This is a genomic window from Scopulibacillus cellulosilyticus (assembly GCF_042665295.1).
In the GTDB taxonomy this organism is placed as follows: domain Bacteria; phylum Bacillota; class Bacilli; order Bacillales; family Sporolactobacillaceae; genus Scopulibacillus_A; species Scopulibacillus_A cellulosilyticus.
Genome location: NZ_JBHTCO010000044.1, coordinates 15,874 through 31,039, shown reverse-complemented (window position 1 = coordinate 31,039; position 15,166 = coordinate 15,874). Strand labels below are relative to the sequence as shown.

Annotated in this window: 15 protein-coding genes, 1 pseudogene and 1 riboswitch; of the genes and pseudogenes, 11 read left to right on the top strand and 5 right to left on the bottom strand. The window is 39.9% G+C overall.

The genetic code is table 11. The annotated features are described in order from the left end of the window. Nucleotides 1–74 precede the first annotated feature (74 nt). The 5 genes and pseudogenes from ACFQRG_RS20515 to ACFQRG_RS20495 form a co-directional block, all read left to right on the top strand. Nucleotides 75–1,700, top strand: a complete 1,626-nt coding sequence (locus tag ACFQRG_RS20515; protein ID WP_380969696.1) for a S53 family peptidase — start codon at nt 75–77, stop codon at nt 1,698–1,700. Nucleotides 1,701–1,840: 140 nt separating this feature from the next. Continuing rightward, nucleotides 1,841–1,984: riboswitch (SAM riboswitch) on the top strand. Nucleotides 1,985–2,241: 257 nt separating this feature from the next. Then, nucleotides 2,242–3,402: a methionine biosynthesis PLP-dependent protein gene (locus ACFQRG_RS20510; RefSeq protein ID WP_380969693.1), complete on the top strand. Its 1,161-nt coding sequence runs from the start codon at nt 2,242–2,244 to the stop codon at nt 3,400–3,402. Then, nucleotides 3,359–4,543: a cystathionine beta-lyase gene (gene metC, locus ACFQRG_RS20505; RefSeq protein WP_380969691.1), complete on the top strand. Its 1,185-nt coding sequence runs from the start codon at nt 3,359–3,361 to the stop codon at nt 4,541–4,543. The genes ACFQRG_RS20510 and metC overlap by 44 nt, the downstream gene beginning before the upstream one ends. 3 nt (nt 4,544–4,546) lie before the next feature. After that, on the top strand, nt 4,547–6,394 hold the full coding sequence (locus ACFQRG_RS20500; RefSeq protein ID WP_380969689.1) for a bifunctional homocysteine S-methyltransferase/methylenetetrahydrofolate reductase: 1,848 nt from the start codon (nt 4,547–4,549) through the stop codon (nt 6,392–6,394). Nucleotides 6,395–6,668: 274 nt separating this feature from the next. After that, a pseudogene (locus ACFQRG_RS20495) lies at nt 6,669–6,746 on the top strand (YjcZ family sporulation protein); the annotation flags it as partial. A gap of 132 nt (nt 6,747–6,878) precedes the next feature. On the opposite strand, the gene ACFQRG_RS20490 reads toward ACFQRG_RS20495, so the two are convergent. Next, complete coding sequence (locus ACFQRG_RS20490) at nt 6,879–7,124, bottom strand: hypothetical protein (protein ID WP_380969687.1); 246 nt, start codon at nt 7,122–7,124, stop codon at nt 6,879–6,881. Between the two features lie 389 nt (nt 7,125–7,513). On the opposite strand from ACFQRG_RS20490, the gene ACFQRG_RS20485 reads away from it, so the two are divergent. Continuing rightward, on the top strand, nt 7,514–7,792 hold the full coding sequence (locus tag ACFQRG_RS20485) for a YqhV family protein (protein ID WP_380969685.1): 279 nt from the start codon (nt 7,514–7,516) through the stop codon (nt 7,790–7,792). A 27-nt stretch (nt 7,793–7,819) separates the two neighbouring features. Here the strand turns inward: ACFQRG_RS20485 and ACFQRG_RS20480 are convergent, their stop codons facing one another. Then, entirely contained in the window at nt 7,820–8,953 is a 1,134-nt protein-coding gene (locus ACFQRG_RS20480; RefSeq protein ID WP_380969682.1) for a zinc-dependent alcohol dehydrogenase, read from the bottom strand. A 209-nt stretch (nt 8,954–9,162) separates the two neighbouring features. On the opposite strand from ACFQRG_RS20480, the gene ACFQRG_RS20475 reads away from it, so the two are divergent. Together ACFQRG_RS20475 and ACFQRG_RS20470 are read left to right on the top strand one after the other, a co-directional pair. Continuing rightward, complete coding sequence (locus ACFQRG_RS20475; RefSeq protein WP_380969679.1) at nt 9,163–9,369, top strand: CDGSH iron-sulfur domain-containing protein; 207 nt, start codon at nt 9,163–9,165, stop codon at nt 9,367–9,369. 165 nt (nt 9,370–9,534) lie between these two features. Beyond that, on the top strand, nt 9,535–10,266 hold the full coding sequence (locus tag ACFQRG_RS20470; protein WP_380969677.1) for a DUF421 domain-containing protein: 732 nt from the start codon (nt 9,535–9,537) through the stop codon (nt 10,264–10,266). A 210-nt stretch (nt 10,267–10,476) separates the two neighbouring features. Here the strand turns inward: ACFQRG_RS20470 and ACFQRG_RS20465 are convergent, their stop codons facing one another. From ACFQRG_RS20465 to ACFQRG_RS20455, 3 genes are all read right to left on the bottom strand, one after another. Further along, entirely contained in the window at nt 10,477–10,716 is a 240-nt protein-coding gene (locus ACFQRG_RS20465; RefSeq protein WP_380969674.1) for a hypothetical protein, read from the bottom strand. Between the two features lie 229 nt (nt 10,717–10,945). After that, complete coding sequence (locus tag ACFQRG_RS20460) at nt 10,946–12,340, bottom strand: amidase (RefSeq protein WP_380969672.1); 1,395 nt, start codon at nt 12,338–12,340, stop codon at nt 10,946–10,948. A 4-nt stretch (nt 12,341–12,344) separates the two neighbouring features. Then, nucleotides 12,345–12,515, bottom strand: coding sequence for a hypothetical protein (locus ACFQRG_RS20455; protein WP_380969670.1), 171 nt, complete (start codon nt 12,513–12,515; stop codon nt 12,345–12,347). 273 nt (nt 12,516–12,788) lie between these two features. Between ACFQRG_RS20455 and ACFQRG_RS20450 the strand changes: the two genes are divergently transcribed. The 3 genes from ACFQRG_RS20450 to ACFQRG_RS20440 all read left to right on the top strand — a co-directional run bounded on the left by ACFQRG_RS20450 (nt 12,789) and on the right by ACFQRG_RS20440 (nt 15,097). After that, a complete protein-coding gene (locus ACFQRG_RS20450; protein WP_380969668.1) occupies nt 12,789–13,616 on the top strand; it encodes a GNAT family N-acetyltransferase in 828 nt (275 codons plus the stop codon). A 14-nt stretch (nt 13,617–13,630) separates the two neighbouring features. Continuing rightward, nucleotides 13,631–14,740: an o-succinylbenzoate synthase gene (menC, locus tag ACFQRG_RS20445; protein ID WP_380969666.1), complete on the top strand. Its 1,110-nt coding sequence runs from the start codon at nt 13,631–13,633 to the stop codon at nt 14,738–14,740. 174 nt (nt 14,741–14,914) lie between these two features. Beyond that, nucleotides 14,915–15,097 carry a hypothetical protein gene (locus ACFQRG_RS20440; protein ID WP_380969664.1) on the top strand — a complete coding sequence of 61 codons (183 nt, stop codon included), beginning with the start codon at nt 14,915–14,917 and terminating at the stop codon, nt 15,095–15,097. Nucleotides 15,098–15,166 lie beyond the last annotated feature (69 nt).

The following is a 15,166-nucleotide window of genomic DNA, read 5'->3' as shown; positions in this document are numbered from 1 at the left end:
ATATTTCGAATTTTTCGGGTAAAGGTATATATCAACATTCTATCAATATATCCTTTAAAGGAGATGAATGAGAAATGGGGAATTATATTCGTATTGAAGGCAGTGAACGCATTCTGCCAAAAAATGCACGTAAAATTGATACGCTGGATCCTAATGAGCAGATGTCAGTAACGATATATTTGCGCCGCGGAAGCACAAAATCGAAATTAGAGAAAATGGTCAATGAAATGGCTGAGCGTCCGTTTTCCAAACGACAGCACCTATCACATGATGAATTTGCTGACGCTTATGGTGCAGATCCTGAAGATGTTAAGAAAATAGAAGAATTTGCCGATGAATATGATCTTAAAGTAGACGAAATAAATACTTCATCGGGAATTGTGGTTTTATCAGGAAAAGCCTCTTCTTTTAACCAAGCTTTTAATGTTGAGCTGGCAAACTATGAACATCCGGACTTTAATTACCGCGGTCATACAGGACATGTTTACATTCCTGAGAATCTTAATGATGTTGTCCAAGGGGTTTTTGGATTAGATAACCGGCCGCAGGCAAAACCCCACTTTCGCCTCCTAAAGGAGGATAATGCGGTATTAGATTCCCGTTCATCCGGCGTTTCCTATAAACCGACAGAAGTGGCAAAAATGTATAACTATCCTTCTGATATAGACTGCAGCAGCCAATGTATCGGGATTATTGAGCTGGGCGGCGGTTATCGGCAAGAAGATATCAAAACCTATTTTAAAGATCTTGGAGTATCGGAACCGCAATTGATCGATGTAAATGTTGACGGGGGAAAAAACAAGCCGACAGGTGATCCAAATGGTCCTGATGGAGAAGTTGTTCTGGATATTGAGATAGCCGCTGCAGTTGCCTCCGGGGTTAAAGTGGCAGTATATTTTGCACCAAATACTGATGCTGGTTTCTTAAAAGCAATCACGACAGCTATTCACGATAAAAAGAATAAACCATCGGTCCTTTCTATCAGCTGGGGAGCAGCTGAAAGTAATTGGACGAATCAGTCAATAAAAGCCATGAATCAAGCTTTTCACGATGCTGCAGCTCTTGGTGTGACAGTTTGCTGCGCATCAGGAGATAATGGTGCCTCTGATGGGGTAAACGATGGAAAGGCACATGTTGATTTTCCGGCTTCAAGCCCAAATGTTTTGGCATGCGGCGGAACGAAGCTTGAAGGTAACAACGGAGCAATTTCGCAAGAAGTAGTATGGAATGAAGGTAACAACGGTGCTACCGGAGGCGGGGTAAGCGACGTCTTTGAACTGCCGAAGTGGCAAGATAACGCTCATGTACCCACCTCTATTAATCCAGGCGGCAAAAAAGGAAGAGGGGTTCCAGATGTAGCCGGTGATGCGGACCCGGCGACAGGCTACAAAATTCTCGCCGATGGAAAACAATTTGTGGTTGGCGGAACAAGCGCTGTTGCACCGCTTTGGGCGGGATTGATTGCTAACATTAACCAAAAACTTGGAAAGCCGGTTGGCTTTATAAATCCGGCCCTCTATCAACTGTCTTCTGAGGACGGGGCTTTTCATGACATTACAAGCGGAAACAATGACAGCACAGATGAACATGGTTCATATAAAGCGAGTCAAGGATGGGATGCCTGCACAGGTCTCGGAAGTCCCGACGGTGCTAAATTGCTGAAAGCTTTAACCGATTCTGCACATAATTTATCAAAATAAGTAAAGAAAACTTGCCAATTGATACTTAAAGTTCAAAAAAGCCAATAAATTTTTTGAATAAGTATTGACATGAATTATATTTGGTGGTAACTTTTTATTTATACTTTCAGAAACTTCACTTTTAAATATTATTTTCAAAACTCTTATCAAGAGTGGCTGAGGGACTGGCCCTTTGACGCCCGGCAACCTGCCCGGCACTCAGGAAAGATTGACTTAGGTTAATGCTGAGTGTTGGGCAAGGTGCCAATTCCTGCAAAGCATCGATATGCTTTGGTAGATAAGATGTCGTTTGAGCGGACGGCAGGCCACTTCTTGATGGTCTGCCTTTTTTTATTTTTAGAGGATGTTCAAAAAGTCCGGGAAAAATAGCTGTCGAGACTGTAAGGTAAAGTGCTCCTGCGCCGGCGCTTCCTTGAACTTCCGACGCACAGGACGTGCTAGTACTGGCGTTGTCACATGGACGTGACGTTTTTAGCCAGTGTCGGCTCTTTTTGTCCTCCTTTTTGAACACACACTATTGGATAATGTGGAGGGGATTTCATTGACAAAGGAAAAAATTGAAACTGTATTAGCTCAAATTGGTAATTATAGCTGTCAGAGAACCGGGGCAATTAGTCCGCCTGTCTATTTTTCAACGGCTTATAGACATAAGGGTATCGGAGAGTCTACAGGATATGACTACACGAGAACCAAAAATCCGACCAGGGATGAATTAGAATCAGCAATTGCCAAACTTGAAGGCGGCGACCGGGGATTTGCGTTTAGTTCAGGCATGGCTGCCATACAAGCGATTATATCTTTGTTTGAAAGCGGGGATGAAGCCATCGTTTCTGCGGATCTTTACGGCGGAACATACCGTTTATTTGAAGATTGTGCCAGAAAATGGGGGATGAAGTTTCACTATAATGACCTTCAATGTCCGGATGAAGTAGAAAAACTTATTAATGATCGGACAAAGGCTATTTTTGTTGAAACACCAACCAATCCGCTTATGCAGGAAACGGATATTTCTTTACTTGCAAAAATCGCCAGAAAACATGAGTTAATTCTCATTGTCGATAATACCTTTTATACTCCGCTTTTGCAGCGGCCAATTGAGGAAGGCGCCGATCTTGTTATACACAGCGCGACAAAATATCTCGGCGGACATAATGATGTGTTGGCAGGGTTAATCGTAACCAAAGGCGAGGAGCTGTCTGAGAAAATTGGAAACTACCAAAATGCGGCAGGCGGCGTGTTGTCCCCTTTTGATTCATATCTTGTTATGAGAGGTATGAAGACACTCAGCCTTAGAATGAAACAGCATGATGAAAATGCCCGTAAGTTAGCTGAATATTTACAGAATCATCAAGCTGTTACTGATGTCTTATATCCCGGCCGGGGCGGCATGTTAAGTTTTCGGATTTTAAAAGAAGATTGGGTTAATCCTTTCTTGAAAAATTTACGGTTAATCGCTTTTGCAGAAAGTTTAGGAGGATTGGAAAGTTTTATCACCTATCCGGCTACACAAACCCATGCAGATGTTCCTGAAGAGATTCGCATTAAACAAGGCGTATGCAATCGTCTGCTTCGCTTTTCTGTAGGGATTGAACATACTGATGACTTAATTAGCGACCTGGATCAAGCATTTAAACATGCAGAAGAGGAGGCAGCGGAAAATGGAAAAACAGCCGTTTCAACTACAAACGAAACTCTTGCATAATACACAAAAGGTGGATCCTATAACAGGGGCGGTAAGCGTTCCGCTCAACCGCACATCAACATATCATCAATTTGATTTTGATAATTATGGAAAATATGATTACAGTCGTTCGGGAAATCCAACAAGGGATTCTCTTGAACAGGTGATTGCTGAACTTGACGGGGGCTATAAGGGTTTTGCCTTCGCTTCAGGGATGGCAGCCATATCAACAGCGCTAATGATCCTGTCTAAAGGTGACCATCTATTAATTTCTGAAGATGTTTATGGGGGAACATACCGGTTTGTCACTAAGGTGCTTCCGCGTTTCGGCGTTGATCATACGTTTGTTGACATGACGCAATTAGAGAATGTAGCAGCGAACATTCAGGACAATACAAAGGTTATCTATATAGAAACGCCGTCAAATCCGCTGATGAAAATTGCCGACATTCAGGGAATTGCCAAACTGGCTAAAGAAAATGATTGTTTAACCTTTGTTGATAATACTTTTATGACGCCGATTTTACAAAAGCCATTGGAACTTGGGGCAGATGTCGTTTTGTACAGTGCGACAAAATTTATTTCCGGACATAGTGATTGTATTGCCGGTCTCGCCGTAGCCGGGAATAAAGAATTAGCTGAACAAATCTACTTTTTACAAAATACGATCGGCGCTGTCCTTGGTCCGGATGATTCGTGGCTTGTCTTAAGAGGTTTAAAGACACTTTACGTCCGGATGGCGCAATCTTCCCGTTCAGCACAGCAAATTGCTGAATTTTTATCTAACCATCCAGCTGTTAAAGAAGTCTACTATCCCGGCTTAAATAATCATCCGGGCTGGGCTGTTCACAGAGCGCAAAGTCATGGACCCGGCGCTGTTCTATCATTTTCATTGACAGATGAACAGGCGGTTCGCAGCTTTACTCAACATGCCGAGATTACTGTCTTTTCCGTAAGCCTTGGTGCGGTTGAATCAATTTTATCTTATCCGGCAAAAATGTCGCACGCGGCAATGCCAAAGGAAGAACGGGAAAAAAGAGGAATTACAGACGGTCTTCTTCGTTTATCTGTCGGGTTAGAAAATCCGGATGATATTATAAAAGATTTTGAGGCGGCGCTTCATGCGGCAGGGAGATCAAGTGAAATAGAAATAGGAGGCTAAGACATGGGCTTTTTGGAAGAATTAAAGACCGGTATTTTAATAGCGGACGGTGCAATGGGGACGATGCTGTATGCTAACGGCATCGACCGTTGCTTTGAAGAATTAAATCTCTCTGAGCCGGAACAAGTACTAAATGTACATAAGGCTTATATCGAAGCGGGCGCCCGGGTTATTCAAACAAATACTTACGCGGCCAATGCTTTGAAACTGGCCCGCTACGGCCTCGAAGCAAATGTGAAAGCCATAAATAAAGAAGCTGTCCGGATTGCACGTACTGCAGCGGAAAATCATTCATATATATTAGGGACGATCGGTGCGATTCGCGGTGTTGAGAAAGATAGGGCGGTCTTAAATGAAATAAAAATGAGCTTTCTGGAACAGCTTTCTGTTTTACTGGAAGCCGGTGTTGATGGTATTTTACTGGAAACTTACTATGACTTTGAGGAATTGACAGAAGTACTTGATATCGCCCGAAAAGAGACTGAATTGCCAATCATTGCGCAATTATCAGTCCATGAACCGGGGGTATTACAAAACGGATTGCTGCTTTCCGATGCCTTTGAAAAGCTTGAAGATAACGGGGCTGATATTGTCGGTTTAAACTGCCGGCTTGGTCCCCATTATATGGTTAAATCCTTCGAGAGTGTTCCAATACCAAAAAAATCATATCTCTCGGCTTATCCTAACGGCGGCCTTTTGGAATATCATGATGGCCATCTGATGTACCGGACAGAGCCGGATTATTTTGCTAAGAATGCTGAGGCACTTGCTGAACAGGGCGTACGATTAATTGGCGGCTGCTGCGGAACAACGCCTGAACATATAAAGGCGATCACCAGTGCTCTGTCAAACTATTCACCTGTCAATGAAAAAGTCATAAAATCAGAGACAGAGGAAATAGATGTCAGAGAATCCGATATTAAAAAGCGCGAACCAGGTCTTAATGAAATCGTTCGACAACGTACATCGGTGATTGTTGAGTTAGATACGCCGAAAAAATTGAATTTCGGAAAGTTTATGGAAGGGGCCAAAGCCCTAAAGGAAGCAGGTATTGACGCGTTAACAATGGCGGATAATTCGTTGGCGACACCAAGAATTTCTAATCTTGCGGCAGCCGTTAATATTAAAAACGAATTGAATATACGCCCGCTTGTCCATATTACTTGCCGCGACCGTAATCTTGTCGGACTGCAATCGCATTTGATGGGACTTCACACATTAGGGATTGATCAGGTTCTGGCGATTACCGGTGACCCTACTAAAATTGGTGATTTTCCAGGCGCTACATCGGTATACGATTGTTCTTCGTTTGGCTTAATCGAACTTTGTAAGCAATTTAATCAAGGGATATCTTATTCAGGACAGCCATTAGGAGAAAAAACGTCTTTTTCCGTGGGAGCTGCTTTTAACCCTAATGTTCACAATTTATCTAAGGCTGTTCGCCGTCTTGAACGAAAAATTAAAGCGGGCGCCGATTATTTTATGACCCAGCCAATTTATTCTGAACAGCAAATCGAAGATATCTATGAAGCAACAAAACATCTCGACACGCCAATTTATATCGGGATCATGCCTTTAGTCAGTACCAGGAATGCCGAGTTTCTTCATCATGAAGTTCCAGGTATTCAATTGCCGGTATCAGTACGCGAGAAAATGGCGCAATGGGGAAATGACCGTGAAAATGCTGTCAGAGAAGGTATTGCCATTGCAAAAGGTTTAATTGATACAGCTGTTCAATATTTCAATGGGGTTTATCTCATTACACCATTTATGAGATATGATATAAGCGTCGAACTTGTTGAATACATCAATAAGAAAACGGCCCATTTGCATGTTTTATCAAAAAATTAACTGTTGTCATGAAACATCAGTCATTAGTTTTCCAGATCTTAAAAATTCCTCTTTTTATTTAAATCTGCCGCTGTACAAAGTAAACACTTTGTACAGCGGCAGATTATTTTACGTCTGCTAAGAAGTCCCCTTAAGGTTTGGCAATCAGACTTTTTAAATCAAGATTTTCATGTCAAAGTTGCCCAAAGTTCCATAGGATATATTGTATCTTTTTCTAGGAGTTGATTTTATGGGATTTACAGGAGGATATGGCGGCTACGGATACGGCGGATGCGGATATGGCGGAGGCTTTGCGTTAATCGTTGTTTTATTCATTTTGTTAATCATTGTTGGGGTGGCTTGTATTTACTGAAGATTAAGTTACCCCTTTAAGCAACCGAGATGAATTGTATAAAATTTCCTTGCTTTCTTTAAAAGGTCACCTGAAAAAGTGACCTTTTAAAAATGAAAATTTTACAGAGTTACTTATTTAATGGATTATTAATTATAATCCTTCATTTTGCACACTCGGATCATTAATCGCTGTGCTGATTGGATTATCAATACCATCCATATCATTAACATTGCCGAATACAAATTGTGATTTAACTAATCCAATATAAAAACCGATGCCATAAGCACTTTTACCATAATAGGTCCACCCCGGCTGGTTGCTTTCCCCAATAGAAACCGTTGAATTACGGGCTTGAGAATTAACATTTATTGCTCCAAAACTAAGATTAACAGTCATTCAATACACCGCCTTTTTACTACCAATAGTATATGGCCAGGCCGCTTTTTCGAACTAAATAGCTGTCATATGAAAACGTTTATTTTATGTAAATTGGTCATTATTCACTATACTTTTTTCACTTAACTGGTCATCCTCTGCTTCTCCTTAAGAAACAGCTTGAATAAATGACCATTGGACTTTTCAAGATATATAAGTTTGTTACTTAAAAAAAACCGGGGTCACCGGTTTTTTAGGTTCATTAACGTAAAATCCAGTTTCGGTATTTGAATCGAGAGCATAAAAAGGACAAACTTTAGCCATAAAAGCATAGACTATATAGTGAAACCTTTTAATTATAATTTGAGTCCGAATTTAAAAAATAGAGAAGTGATATGGAGGATTAACGCATGCGGACATTTATTGAAAATGCGGTTGTGATCATGGCTTCATTTAGGATTTTATCCGGATTAATAGAGATAACCGCGGCCATTTTAATACTTAAATTCAATTCAATTGAAAAAGGATTAATGATTAATAGTGCCCTTGCTTTGGTTGGTCCGGCTATTCTTATCATCACAACTACTGTCGGCCTTTTAGGCTTGACTGACCGCATTTCTTACCAGCGGATAATTTGGGTCATGGTAGGAGTGACGTGCATTCTATTTAGGGTTAAAGGGCAAACATAGACAGCCCTATATTTTTTGAAATTTGTATTAAGGCTTCAAAACAACTTTTATACAGTCATCTTCACGATTGTTAAAAATTTTGTAACCATGACTGGCTTCATCAAGAGGCATTTTGTGTGTGATAATGGCCTTCGGGTCAAACTCGCCATCGACAATTTTTTGATAAAGTTCCGGCATAAAATGAATGACCGGTGCCTGTCCCATTTTGAGTGTAATATTTCTAACCCAAAATGCCCCTAATGGAAACGCATTATAGTTGCTGCCATAGACGCCTGTCATTTGGACAGTACCGAATTTCCGAACGGCCTTTGTAGAAATTTGAATAGGACCAATCGTTCCGCCTTGCAGCTTTAACTTTTGTTCAAGAAATTCAAGTGTTGATTTCTTACCATCCATACCGACACAATCAATTACAATATCAGCACCGCCATGAGTCATTTCCTTCAAATGTTCTCCCATATCATCGTATTGGGTAAAATCAAATACCTCAACATTGTTGATTTGCTTAGCGCGATTGATGCGGTAGTTCAAATAATCTACGGCAATCACACGTTTTGCACCCTTCATCCAAGCAAACTTTTGCGCCATTAATCCAACTGGACCGCAGCCCAGAACAACTACCGTATCCCCTGATTTGACACCAGCGTTTTCTACACTCCAATAGGCGGTGGGTAAGACATCAGATAAAAAGAGAAGTGATTCATCTTCTAGTTCGCATGATTTAGGGATGACAAACGGTGTAAAGTTTCCAAATGGTACTTTAAGGTATTCTGCTTGTCCCCCAGGATAGTTTCCAAATTTTTCTGTATAGCCAAAGTAGCCTCCCGAATCATAATGGGGATTGGCATTGTCGCATTGACTTTCCATATGATGCTCACAATAAAAACACCGGCCGCAGGCAACGGTAAAAGGGATGACGACCCGATCACCTTTTTTAACCTTAGTGACTTCAGAACCAACTTCTTCAACAATTCCCATTGGCTCATGTCCAATAATATATCCTTTGGGCAAAGGCATATTTCCTTGGTAAAGATGCAGATCTGATCCGCAAATAGCAGTTGAAGTGATTTTTACAATAACTTCATCTTTTTTTTCTATTTTTGGTTCTTCAACTTGGTTAACTTGAACAGAATTCGGTCCCTGATAAGTTACGGCTTTCATAATAAGCAAGCCCTCCAAAAATGCTAATGTCTTTTTAACTATGTTTCGCTAAAAAGAGAAAATTATAACACATTTTTTATACGTTAGGCCTATAAAATGGCAGCAATGCAGCCAATTCGATGCAGAGGACAATTTTTAGATTTTAAGGTAAACGTTATTTTGTTTATCTAAGTTATATAAAGCATAAAATATCTTGAGGAGGTGCTATTATGGCAGAAGCGAATATTAAAGTAAACGACAATGGCCCTTTAGTCGTCACCGGGTCATTTGAACTGACAGATGCAGAAGGCAATGCATTTGAAACAAAGAAGGCGGTTTCTCTTTGCAGGTGCGGGCGTTCCTCTAACAAGCCGTTTTGCGACGGCACGCACAGAGAGATTGGCTTCGACAGTGCTCCTCGTGCTGATGAAAAGTAATCGAAATGAACCCTCGTACATAGTGCGGGGGTTTCGCAATATAAAATGAATAAAAGTTTCCTTATATTTTTAAAGAAGGATCGCTATGACAAATTACCTCCTAAAATACTGGCATTCCAAATAAACACAAAACAAATGGGAAAAATGTAATCAGGAGGGATAAATGTGTTAGATTTTTTATTTAGATATATTTGGACACCAATTGCCGTCTTTGTTTTAGGTTATATTCTCTTAAGATTAATGGGAAAAAAAGCAGTATCAGAAATGACGGGTTTTGAATTGTTATCCGTGTTAATTTTAGGTACGGCTATCACGGAGCCGATTGTCACAAAAAGGCTTGGCATTGCCTCTTACTATTCGGTTGCAATTGCTGTCCTGTATCTTATCTTTACAAGGTTAGGCCTTGTCAATCGCTTAAAAGGGATATTAAGTCCCAGTCCAACTGTTTTGATTCGAGGCGGGGAGATTGATGAAAAGGGGCTTAAAAAAGAAAAACTAACCGTTCAAGAGTTATTAGAAAATCTAAGAATACAGGGATATTCACAAACTAGCGATATTGAGATGGCAACTATGGAGACAGTTGGCAGAATTAGTTTCTTGCCTAAGTCAAATGTAAGACCTGTCCAACCAAATGATTTCCCTTTAGTAACCAAACCAACCTTTATAAATATTCCTATTGTTATTGATGGAACGATTATTGATCATAATTTAAAGTATTTGGATTTGGATCGTAACTGGTTATTATCCCAGTTAAACATCCACAATTTGGGGGAAGATGATATAAAAGACATTACCTTAGCTACATATAACCAAGAGGGGACTCTGGACATTGATACAAATCATGGTCCTAATCAAAATAAGGGGTCCTATAATTATAAGCCTGGAAAAGAAAATTAGCTTTTGATTGAAAAGAAAAAAGGACATGATCATGTCCTTTTTCCCTAGGTGAAAAACATTCTTCTGAAGGACTAATCAACAGCGGAAGGTCATACAAAATCATTTTATTTATAAACAAGAAAAATATATCTTGTTTATCTGAATTCCCATAAATTACAATTTACTTAACAAATTTTTGTTTTTAACTTTTTGCAAATCATCCTGTTATCCTTAATTTGAATTGGACTTTCTATTTAAATAGCCTTGTTCCGTTCCCAGTTCCCTATTTATTAATATTCCCATCTTATCTAAATCCGCTTTTGTTACAATACGGTCATCCTTTGACCAATCGATAGTATAAACGAAATAAAAGTGGTTTATCAATCGAAAAATAACCACCGAATTCGGGAATTCATCAAATATTGCCTTGATCCCGCGCCGCCTTGTAAATTGCCAATCAAGTAATTTCATTATTCGCCACCAACCATTTTTTAAACAAAAAGTGCCTTTCTAAGCTTATTATTTTAATAGAATGATAATCTGTTAACAACTGGGTATTATTAACATAAGGAATAAAGGAAGGCTAACTTTTTGTAAAGTTAAATGCTGATCGAAAGGAACAAATTAATGACTTAAGAGCGAGATGGCTTAGAATGATTAATTGTTATCTGTAATCCGACAGATATTTGACGGGTTAGGTTTAATCAATCGGAACTAAGTTCTTAAATGGAGAAATCTTTTGATATGCGTGCCCGATTTGTAACATTTGCCCTTCTGCGAAAGGCCTTCCGATAATCTGTATGCCAACCGGCAGGCCATTTGACAAACCAACTGGGATCGACAGAGAAGGAAGCCCGGTTACATCAGCGGGACAGGTATAGGGCGTGCATCTCATCCACACTTCAAGATTTTGGTCTATCGGATCAGCGGTGAAATGCGGTGCCGTTATCGGTACAGTAGGTGCCGCTACCACATCTACATCCCTAAACGTTCGGTAAAACGCGTGACGTATAACACGTCTTGCCTTTTGTGCTTTCTCATATTCCATGCCTGTTGTTAATTCCCCTGCTTCCAATGTAATGCGGGTATAATCCTGATAAAGTGTTTTTTTCTGGGTAGTCAGATTTTCGTGATGGTAAGCAGCTGCCTCAGGCCCTTCAGTTACAACATCCGCAACTAATGACATTGATAGTTCAGGCATTGATACCTCTTTAATCACGGCCCCTAATCTTTCCAGGTCCCGAATGGCATACATGACATGGCTTTCTACCCCTGGATCCAGATCTTTGAAAAAATAATTTGGCAGTCCAATCTTAATACCCTTAATGCTTTTACCTAAATAAAAATAGTAGTTTTCCGGCGGCACCTTTTCACTAGTATTATCCTTAGGATCATATCCGGCAATACTTTGCAGTACAATTGCCATATCTTCGATGCTTCGAGCCATGGGTCCGGCACCGACAAGCGACTTAGTCAAAACGGGAATCCCATACAGACTAACAAGTCCGTATGAGGGTTTCAAACCGTATACACCACAAAAACCGGAGGGGACCCGAATAGATCCGGCGCTGTCAGTCGCGACGGAAAAGAAGGAAAGACCCGCCGACACGGCTGCCCCGCTGCCGCCGCTGGAACCTCCGGACATGCAGTCGGTGTTCCATGGATTCTGAACATTACCAAAATGCGTATTTATATTAGTTTCACCGACTGCGAATTCATTAAGGTTTAATTTACCGGTTAAGATACAGCCTGCGTCTTCAAGCCGATTTATGACTGTCGCATTATAGTCCGGGATGAAATTCTCCAAAAGAGCTGATCCGGATGTCGTTCTTATTCCCTTTGTGTAGTATATATCTTTCGGAGCATACGGAATCCCGTGAAGAGGCCCTCTATATTTACCGGATATAATTTCAGTTTCAGCCCGTCTTGCCCGTTCAAGTGCTTGTTCAGGAAGAAAGGTGATATAACAGTTCAAAGTTGGTTGAAGTTGATAAGCTCTTTCAAGTACGGCTTTCGTCAGTTCGACTGGTGACAGTTGTTTTGCTTTAATCAAGGGAGCGAGTTCACTTATAGTGCGATAATAAATAGGTTTCACGCTTTTACCTCCATGAATAAAGTTTAATTCCATCAACATTTTTTAAAAGATGCGGGTTTAAGCGTGGTGCTGCGGGTGATACATTGTTCAATAATTTTTGAATGTAGGGGATATCTTTCTCGGGGACATCAATGCCGACTTGCTTTAACGCCTCTTTTATATAACTGGCTTCCATTTTCATTCCCCCAAACTGTTCTGCTGATGACGAAAGGCAGTTATGCGGCTTTACTTTTGTTTAGATTTAGATGCTAACAATAAAAAGGTTAAAATCCAAATGACGATCAAATAACCATCATTTATGTATATAGATATTAGTTCAAAAATATTCATGATCTTATTTCCATTTTGATGAATAATGATGAAAAGGATTATAATGGTTGTGGTATTAAATTAAAAAAGAAGGTGTTTTTAACGGTTCTATTACTTATGAAAAGGAATGTGATGCCAAATGACATCCATCAAAATTAAGGAATTAACGAGCCTTGATGAGTTAAACAAAATGTCGGAGTTAGAGGAGCAAGTTTGGAAAACTCCGCCGTTACCGACACATCAAACATTAACCGTCGCAAAAAACGGCGGTATTATATTAGGCGCCTATCATGAAAATACAATGGTCGGATTTAATTACGGTTTCCCGGGTTTTCGGAATCAACAGGTTTATCTTTGTTCACATATGACAGGTATCCATCCTGATTACCAGAAAAAGGGGATAGGATTTTCATTAAAAAGAAAACAGCGGGAAGCAGCTATAGAAAAAGGATATACTCTAGTGAACTGGACTTATGATCCGCTTGAGAGCTTAAATGCTTATTTAAATCTATCAAAATGCCATGGTATTGCTGCAGAGTATATTGAACATTTATATGGCGATATGGACGACGCTTTAAATGGCAACCTTCCGAGTGACCGTTTCCGGGTTGAATGGTGGATTAACAGCGATCATGTTAAAAAAGGTTATCCTGAAAACCAATCTAAAGAGACGCCGCAATTAGTAGGAATTAAAGAGAACAGTGAATTTCCCGGGCTCCATGACTTCGAAAGCGGTACACTTAATATCATAGAAGAAAGTGACACTTGGCTTGTTCCCGTACCAAAGACATTCCAGCAAATTAAAAAGAATGATCTGGGCCTTGCCCTCGATTGGCGCTTAAAAACGAGAAAAATTTTCAAGGCGCTTTTATCAAAAGGTTATGTCGGGGCGCAAGTATTAAAAAGTTCCGATAATCAATCGTCTCATCAATATTTGTTTGTGAAAAAGCAGCTTTTAGATTTGTGAAAGGGGTAAAATTTATGGATCTTGACCATATCATCTTGAGAAAGTTAAAAATGACGTTACGGGACCCTTTTACGACAAGCTTTGGCAGTTTTATTGATAAAGAATTTTTTGTGATCGAGCTTGTTAATGTGTCGGGCATCAGCGGCTGGGGGGAATCAGTTGCCTTTTCATCTCCTTGGTATACTGAAGAAACGGTTCAAACAACTGAGCATATGATGAAGGATTTTTTAATTCCGTTATTAGGCCAAAAGCCTATTCATCATCCCGATGAAATATTAGAGAGATTTGCGCCGATCAGACGTAATAATATGGCTAAAGCAGCAATAGAGGGGGCGGTTTGGGATCTATACGCCCGGGAGCATAATCAGCCGCTCTATAAGTCTTTGGGCGGTGAAAAGAACAAAATTGATGTCGGTATCAGTATTGGCATTCAATCAAGTCCTGATGAACTGATTAAAAAAATTGGTGCCTTTTTGGATCAAGGTTATAAAAGGATTAAAATTAAAATAAAACCCGGCAAGGATATTGATGTTGTAAAAGCTGTCCGTGATCATTATCCTGACGTCCCGTTAATGGTTGATGCCAATTCTGCTTATACTTTGGAAGATAGTCAACATTTAAAGCAACTGGATGACTATAACTTATTAATGATTGAACAGCCGCTTAGTCATGATGACATGATTGATCACGCCGTTCTGCAAAAGCAAATCAAAACACCGATTTGTCTTGATGAGAGCATCAATTCATTTGAAGATGCACGGAAAGCAATTGATATTGGCGCATGTAAAATCATTAATATTAAAATAGGCAGGGTTGGCGGACTTACGGTATCAAAGAAAATTCATGACTACTGTGCGAAAAGGGCTATTCCGGTCTGGTGCGGCGGCATGTTAGAAGCAGGTATTGGACGGGCTCATAATATCGCTTTGACAACCCTCTCCCAATTTACGCTTCCCGGTGATACAGCGGGATCCTCGCGTTATTGGACGCAGGATATTATTACTCCTGAAGTAACAGTGAAAAATGGTGAAATTAAAGTCCCGGAAGAGCCGGGGATAGGTTATAAAATTAATTGGGATGCTCTTGAAAAATTCACCGTCTCTGAAGAAAAAATTAAGTTATAAACTATAAACAATTGGTCAAAACAGCCGGTTCATCAGTATTCAACTTTTTGTCCATAAAGCTTTAAATGAATTTTTTTAGTCATTAAGTTAAAAAACAGGGAATTATGGGTATAGTATTAAATAGATCGAAACATCTAATATAAATGGATTTTACTGAGTAAGGAGAGGACTTTAATGGACAAAGAAAAAGAATACGGATTAGAAAAAGCTGTCATGGACAGATTGATTGACGGGTATATTCTGAACTCAGGCGGAACAATTGATGTTGAACGGCTTCGTGAAGGCATAGAGATCATCATCAGGGAGAACAATAAAGCATTGATGAAGGATGTTGAACAGTTAATAAATCAAAAATAAGGATTTTCTAAAAGCGCCAATATGAGGCGCTTTTAAGTTTATTTAATGGCAGTAAAATAATTAATTTCA

Coding starts and splice junctions, on each gene's coding strand:
- ACFQRG_RS20515 (WP_380969696.1), top strand. CDS start 75: ATGGGGAATTATATTCGTATTGAAGGCAGTGAACGCATTCTGCCAAAA.
- metC (WP_380969691.1), top strand. CDS start 3,359: ATGGAAAAACAGCCGTTTCAACTACAAACGAAACTCTTGCATAATACA.
- ACFQRG_RS20500 (WP_380969689.1), top strand. CDS start 4,547: ATGGGCTTTTTGGAAGAATTAAAGACCGGTATTTTAATAGCGGACGGT.
- ACFQRG_RS20490 (WP_380969687.1), bottom strand. CDS start 7,124: ATGACTGTTAATCTTAGTTTTGGAGCAATAAATGTTAATTCTCAAGCC.
- ACFQRG_RS20485 (WP_380969685.1), top strand. CDS start 7,514: ATGCGGACATTTATTGAAAATGCGGTTGTGATCATGGCTTCATTTAGG.
- ACFQRG_RS20480 (WP_380969682.1), bottom strand. CDS start 8,953: ATGAAAGCCGTAACTTATCAGGGACCGAATTCTGTTCAAGTTAACCAA.
- ACFQRG_RS20475 (WP_380969679.1), top strand. CDS start 9,163: ATGGCAGAAGCGAATATTAAAGTAAACGACAATGGCCCTTTAGTCGTC.
- ACFQRG_RS20465 (WP_380969674.1), bottom strand. CDS start 10,716: ATGAAATTACTTGATTGGCAATTTACAAGGCGGCGCGGGATCAAGGCA.
- ACFQRG_RS20455 (WP_380969670.1), bottom strand. CDS start 12,515: ATGGAAGCCAGTTATATAAAAGAGGCGTTAAAGCAAGTCGGCATTGAT.
- ACFQRG_RS20450 (WP_380969668.1), top strand. CDS start 12,789: ATGACATCCATCAAAATTAAGGAATTAACGAGCCTTGATGAGTTAAAC.
- menC (WP_380969666.1), top strand. CDS start 13,631: ATGGATCTTGACCATATCATCTTGAGAAAGTTAAAAATGACGTTACGG.
- ACFQRG_RS20440 (WP_380969664.1), top strand. CDS start 14,915: ATGGACAAAGAAAAAGAATACGGATTAGAAAAAGCTGTCATGGACAGA.